The organism is Actinoplanes regularis (genome assembly GCF_900188005.1).
GTDB classification, from domain to species: Bacteria; Actinomycetota; Actinomycetes; order Mycobacteriales; family Micromonosporaceae; genus Actinoplanes; species Actinoplanes regularis.
Window position 1 is genome coordinate 1 of record NZ_FZNR01000051.1, and the last position, 6748, is coordinate 6748.

Here is a 6748-nt window from a genome sequence, read left to right on the forward strand (position 1 = left end):
CGATCAACGCCACCGCATCCGGCGACAACCGCACCTGAGCAGCAAACAAATCGGCCAACGACCCCACCGGAACCGGCCGCGACGTCGCATTCCACGCCTCGAGAAGCCGTTCACGCTCCGCCATGCCCAGCACCTCGATCTGACCGAGCCGCATCGACGGGTTCGTCGCCATCTGCTCGAGGATTCGCAGCAGCAGATCCACGAGTCCCTGAGCGGTCGTGGCGGAGAACAGGTCGGGCCGGTAGTTCAGTCGCAGGCTCAGACCGCCCTTCGGGCCGGCCACGAGACCGAGCGGGTAGTTTGTGGACTCGCGTCCGCTCAGCCCGGAGACGCGTACGCCGCCCGGCTCGGGTGTCGGCGGCCGGCCCTCCGGTGGTTCCTGAGCGCCGGCCGTGGCGCCGGCGCCGAAGTTCTCGAACGCCATCATGGTGTCGAAGACCGTGCCCTGGCCAGCGGCACGCTGGATGTCCGTGAGACTCACGTACTGGTGGTCCATCAGGGCCGTCTGCTGCGCCTGGAGTTCCGCCAGCATGTCACCGGCGGTCTGCGACGGGTCGAGCCGGACCCGGACCGGCAGGGTGTTGATGAACAGGCCCAGCATGTTGTCCATGCCGGGCAGTTCGGACGGGCGCCCCGCCACCGTCGAGCCGAACACCACGTCGTTCCGGCCGGTCAGCAGCGAGACGACGAATCCCCAGGCACCCTGGACGACGGTGTTCAAGGTCAGGCCGCGCGCCCGGGTGAGCTCGCGCAGGGCGGCGTTGAGCTCCGGGCTCGCCTCCGCCGCGATCGGCTGGGACAGTGCCGGTGCGGCACCGCGGGTCGCCGGTGCGATCAGGGTCGGCTCGGTGACGCCGGCCAGAGCCTCCCGCCACCGGTCCAGCGCGGCGTCCCGGTCCTGCTGACCCAGCCAGGCCAGATAGGAGCGGTACGGCGTCACCGGGAGAAGGTCCTTCGCGTCGCCGCCCGCCTCGTAGGTGGACCACAGCTCACGCATGAGAACCGGCAGTGACCAGCCGTCCAGCAGGATGTGATGAAGCGTGAACAGCATCTGGTAGCGCGCGTCCGTGAGCTTGACCAGCATGATGCGGACCAGCGGCGGCACCGCCATGTCGAACCGTCGCGCCCGGTCCTCGATACCGATCCGCTCCGCCTCGGCCAGCGCCTCGTCCTCCGGCAAATGCGACAGGTCGACCTCGCGCCACGGCAGCACCGCGTTCCGCATGATCACCTGCACGGGGGCGCCGTTGGCTCGGCGCTGGAATCCCGCACGCAGGTTCTCGTGCCGGTCGATGAGCGCCTGCCAGGAGGCCCGCAACGCGGCCGCGTCGACCGTACCGTCCAGGTCGATCACGAGTTGTTCGACGTAGACGTCGGTGCCCTGCTCATCCGCGAGGGCGTGGAAGAGGATGCCCTCCTGCAAGGGTGTCAGCGGCCAGATGCCGATCAGCGGGGAGTCCCCCATGTCATGCTCCTTCCTCGATCTGCTTGGCCGCCGCTTCGAAGTCGTCCAACTCGTCCTGGCTCAGGTCGACCAGGGGGAAGTCGGACGGCGTGTAACCGCCGTTTCCGGTGTCCGCGGTGTGGATGACCAGGCCGGTCAGAGCCGACGCCCAGAGGTCCAGGAGCTCCCGGATCGTCGGTTCCTCCATCAGGTCCGCGGCCCAGGAGAGAACCAGCGACAGGTGCGGGCCCTCAGACAGGTCCCGGACCACTCCCATGGCCTCGAGGGGGTGCATGACCGGGATGTCGTTCCCGGTTCCGCCTCCGCCCCGGCCTCCGGCGGTCGGTTGCCAGTCCCGCTGCCGGCCGTCCGGCCCGTCGGCGTTGTCACTGAAGCGGCCGAGATAGTTGAACCCGATCTGTGCACTCCGCAGGCCGTCCAGCTCGGTGGACGTCTCCGCGTTGAGGTGGCGCAGCATGCCGTACCCGAGCCCGTCGTCCGGCGTGGCACGCAGCTGTTCCTTCACCCGCTTCACCGCCTGGCCGGCAACCGGTCGGCCGGCCCGCAGACCGGCGAAGTCCGTGGCGCCGGGATCGAGCCGCACCGGATAGCTGTTGGTGAACCAGCCCGCGGTACGGGAGAGTTCGACACCGTCGCCGAGCGGAACCCGGCCGTGGCCTTCGAGATCCACCAGAACGCCCCGCGACTTCCGGCCCTGCGTCCGCCGCCACTCCCCGATCGCCGCCGCGAACCCGGTCAGCAGGATGTCCTCGACGCCCGCGTGGAAGGCCGTGGGAACCGTGGTCAGCAGCGAGGTCGTGACATCCGTGGGAAGGCGCAGCGACATCTGTCGCATCGTCGCGCCGGTGTCGCGAGCCGGATCGACTGGCTGAACCGTGATCGCCGGGTCCGGGTCGCGCAGCGTTTCGAGCCAGTGCGGTAGTTCGGCCCGTCGCTCGGGGCTGCCGGCCTGCGCGGTCAGCGCACGCGACCAATGCCGGAACGATGTCGGTACGGGTTGCAGCGCGACCTCCCGGCCGGCGGCCAGCGTGGTGTACGCCTCAGCCAGATCCGGCACCAGGAAACGCCACGAGACCGCGTCCATGACCAGGTGGTGGACCACCAGTTGGAGCCGGCCCTGGACGTCCGGTCCGCGGTCGAACCAGACGAACTGTGCCATCACCCCGTTCCGCGGATCCAGGCGCTCGGCCGCCTCCCGCAGGTGCCTGTCGATCAGGTCGTCGAACTCCTCGCCGTCGATCCCGGCCGCGTCGACGCGCTCGGTCCACTCCCCGGCGTTCACGATGCCGGGTTCGGGGACGGTGAGGCGGTCGGTGTGGAGGGTTGCTCGGAGCATGTCGTGGTGGTCGACGAGCGCCTGCAGTGAGGCGGTGAGGGTGTCGAGGTCGAGGCCGGCGGGGGTGACGACGACAGTGGACTGGTAGACCTGGTCGAGGTGGTCACCGGCCCGGTGCAGCAGTTCGTGCATGACCGGGGTGAGGGGGATGTCGCCGGTGCCGGGCTCGCCGGTGGTGGCGTGGTCTTCGGTGGTGGCGACGGTGGCCAGAGCGGCGGGTGTGCGGTGCTCGAAGATGTTGCGGGCGGTGATGGTCAGGCCGGCCCGGCGGGCGCGGGAGACCAGGAGCATGGACATGATGGAGTCGCCGCCGAGTTCGAAGAACGACGCGTCGGCGGGCACCGACTCGATCCCGAGGATCTCCGCGAACAGCTCGCACAGGATCTCCTCGGTCGCGGTCGCGGCGGCCCGGCCCGTGGTCGGCAGGTCCGGGGCCGGCAGGGCGGCCTGGTCGAGTTTGCCGTTGGCGTTCAGCGGCAGCGTGTCGAGCACGAGCAGCGTGGGCAGCATGTATTCCGGCAGCCGGCCGGCGGCGAACTCCCGCACCGCGGCTACGTCCAGCTCGTTGCTGGCGGCGACCAGGTAGCCGATCAGCTGGTTGTCACGGGCCACGACGGCGGCTTGCGCGACCTCCGGATGCTGTTGCAGCACCGCCTGGACCTCGGCGGGTTCGATCCGGAATCCACGGATCTTCACCTGCTCGTCCGAGCGACCGGCGAAGTGCAGCAACCCTTCGCTGTCCCAGCGGGCCAGGTCACCACTGCGATACAACCGGCCACCGACACCCGAGGGATCGGCCACGAACCGGTGCGCGGTCAGATCCGGACGGTTCACGTAGCCCCGGGCCAGGCCGAGACCACCGATGTATACCTCGCCGACCACGCCCACCGGGACCGGCTGCAGGAACTCGTCCAGCACCAGCACCCGCGCATTGCCGATCGGCCGGCCCATCGACGGACCCGCACCCGCCACCGGCAGCGTCACCGGCGCCGCGGTCGTGATCACCGTGGCCTCGGTCGGACCGTAGGTGTTCCACACCTGCGAACCCGCCGACCACCGCGACGCCAGATCCGCACTCAAAAACTCCGCACCCAGCACCCACCGGCGGATCCCCGCCACCTGCGCCGGATCCAACGCTGCCAGCAGCGACGGCACCACACTGGCCACCTGGACATTCGCGTCCCGGACCAGCCGCGACAACGCGGCCATATCCTGCCGCTGCTCGCCATCGGCGATCACGAGACTGCCGCCAGCGCCGAGGACTGTGACCACGTCCAGCACCGAAGCGTCGAAACTGAACGACGCGAACTGCAACGCGGCAGTGCCTGCGGAAACGTCAAGAACGGGGGCCATCACCTGCGCCAGGCTCGCGACACCCGCATGTGCCACCGCGACACCCTTCGGCGTCCCGGTCGAACCCGACGTGTAGATCACGTACGCCAGATCACGGCCATCCAACTGGGCTGCCTGGACATCGGCACCCGATTCCCAGGAGCGATCCCAGTCGGAGAGCACCAGCGACGTGCCACCGTCGACGGTCATAAACTCCCGCCGCGCCGCCGGAAGCTGCGGGTCCAGCGGCACGAACGCCGCACCCACCCGCCACACACCCAGCATCGCCGCGACCATCTCCACACTCCGCGGCAGGCACAACCCGACCCGGTCACCACGGTTCACACCCGCAGACCGTAGTCCGGAAGCGACCCCTTGTGACCATTCGTCCAACTGCCCATACGTCAACGACCGGCCACCACCGTCACGCACCGCGACCGCATCCGGGGTCTCCGTCACCCACCGCTGGATCAGCTCTGGAACCGACACGGCCGCTACCGGCACTGCGGTGTCGTTCCACTCCCGCGTCACCAAATCGCGCTCGGCGCCGGTCAGCACATCGACCTGACTGAGCGTGAGCTGCGGATCCGCGGCCACCTGCGTCAGCACCGCGACCAGACGGTCAGCCAGCGAACGGGCCGTCGACTCGTCGAACAGATCCGTGGCGTACAGGATGCCGCCGTTGATTCCGGCCGGGCGGCCGCCCTCGTCGCGGCGTTCCTCAAAGGTCACGGTCAGGTCGAACTTCGCGGCGTGCTGCTCGGCGTCCTGAGCCGCCGGCTGTACCAGCACGTCGGGAAGGTCCCAGCCGCCGCCCGAGCCCTGGGGCAGGTTCTGCACCACGAACATGACCTGGAACAGCGGGTTGTGCGCCAACGACCGCACCGGGCTCAGCTCATCAACCAGCCGCTCAAACGGCACCTCCTGGTTCGCATACGCCGCCAGATCTGTCTCCCGCACCCGAGCCAGCAACTCGGTGAAGGTCGGATCGCCGGACAGATCGGTACGCAACACCAGCGTGTTGACGAAGAAACCGACCAGATCGTCCAGTGCCGCGTCACCACGACCCGCCACCGACGTACCCAACGGAATGTCGAAGCCCGCGCCAACCCGCGACAACAGCACCGCCAGCGCGGCGTGCGCCACCATGAACATGGTCGAACCGCTGCGCTGCGCCAACTCGACCAACCGCGCATGCGTCCCCGCGTCGACGGACAGATCCACCGCGGCACCCCGCATCGACGGGATAGCCGGACGCTGCCGGTCGAACGGCAACGCCAGCTCCTGCGGGGCACCCGACAGAGCCTCCCGCCAATGACGCAACTGGCCCGCGATCAGGCTCGACTCGTCATCCAGATCACCCAGAACCTCGCGCTGCCACAGGGCGTAATCGGCGTACTGCACGTCCAGACTGCTCCAGGCCGGGGCCTGACCCTGACGGCGGGCCGTATAAGCCGCCCGCAGATCCCGGGTCAGCACACCCATCGACCAACCGTCCAACGCGATGTGATGCGCGACGATCGCCAGCACGAACTCACCCGGCGCCACCGCCAGCAGACGAGTCCGCCACGGCAACTCGACACTCAAGTCAAAGCCACGACCGAAGAACGCCGCCACCACCGACGAAACATCACTCTCAGCAACCTCGCTGACCAGCAGCGACGGCCGACCGGCGGCACCCTCCAGGATCTGCTGGCACGCCACCCCATTCACCTCGGGATAGATCGTGCGAAGCACTTCATGGCGGTCGGCGACATCACCCAAGGCAGCCTCGAGCGCGGCCACGTCCAGATCACCGGAGATCCGCAGCGCCATCGGCATGTTGTAGGCCACGCTCTGACCGGCGTCCTCGATCCGGTTCAGGAACCACATCCGCTGCTGGCCGTACGACAACGGCAACACCGCCGGACGCTCACCAGCGGTCAGAGCCCTCCGCGCCGTACCGGCCGCCGCCGCGATCTGCTCGGCCACCCCAGCCACCGTCGGAGCCGTGAACAAGCCCCGGACACTGACCTCACTCTCGAACACCGAACGAATCCGAGCGATGAGCCGCATCGCCGACAGCGAATCACCACCGAGTTCGAAGAACGACACATCCGCCGGCACCGACTCCACACCGAGAATCTCCGCAAACAGGCCACACAGGATCTCCTCCGCAGCGGTCGCCGCGGCCCGGCCGGCAGTGGGCAGGTCCGGAGCCGGCAGGGCAGCCCGGTCGAGTTTGCCGTTCACTGTCACCGGCAGGCTGTCCAGCACGGTCAGGATGGGCAGCATGTAATCCGGCAACCGTTCGGCAGCGAACTCCCGCACCGCGGCCACGTCCAACTCGTCACCCGCAGCAACCAGGTAACCCACCAGGCGCTTGTCGCCGGGCCGGTCCTCCCGCACGATCACCGCAGCCTGCGCCACCGCTTCATGCCCGGCCAGCACCGCCTCGACCTCACCCGGCTCGACCCGGAACCCACGCACCTTGACCTGCTCATCAGCGCGCCCAGCGAACACCAACTCACCGCTGGCAGCCCACTTCACCCGGTCACCCGTGCGATACAACCGGCCCCCACCAAACGGATCAGCCACAAACCGCTGCGCCGTCAACCCCGGCCGACCCACATAAC

The 6748-nt window shown here is 68.9% G+C and carries 2 protein-coding genes; both read right to left on the minus strand.

Annotation, left to right across the window (positions count from 1 at the left end):
* Positions 1–1465 (minus strand): condensation domain-containing protein (locus tag CHC09_RS44640; RefSeq protein WP_244911635.1); only part of this gene is annotated, 1465 nt, incomplete at its 3' end.
* A 1-nt stretch (position 1466) separates the two neighbouring features.
* A complete protein-coding gene (locus CHC09_RS44645) occupies positions 1467–6662 on the minus strand; it encodes an amino acid adenylation domain-containing protein (RefSeq protein WP_342352374.1) in 5196 nt (1731 codons plus the stop codon).
* Positions 6663–6748 lie beyond the last annotated feature (86 nt).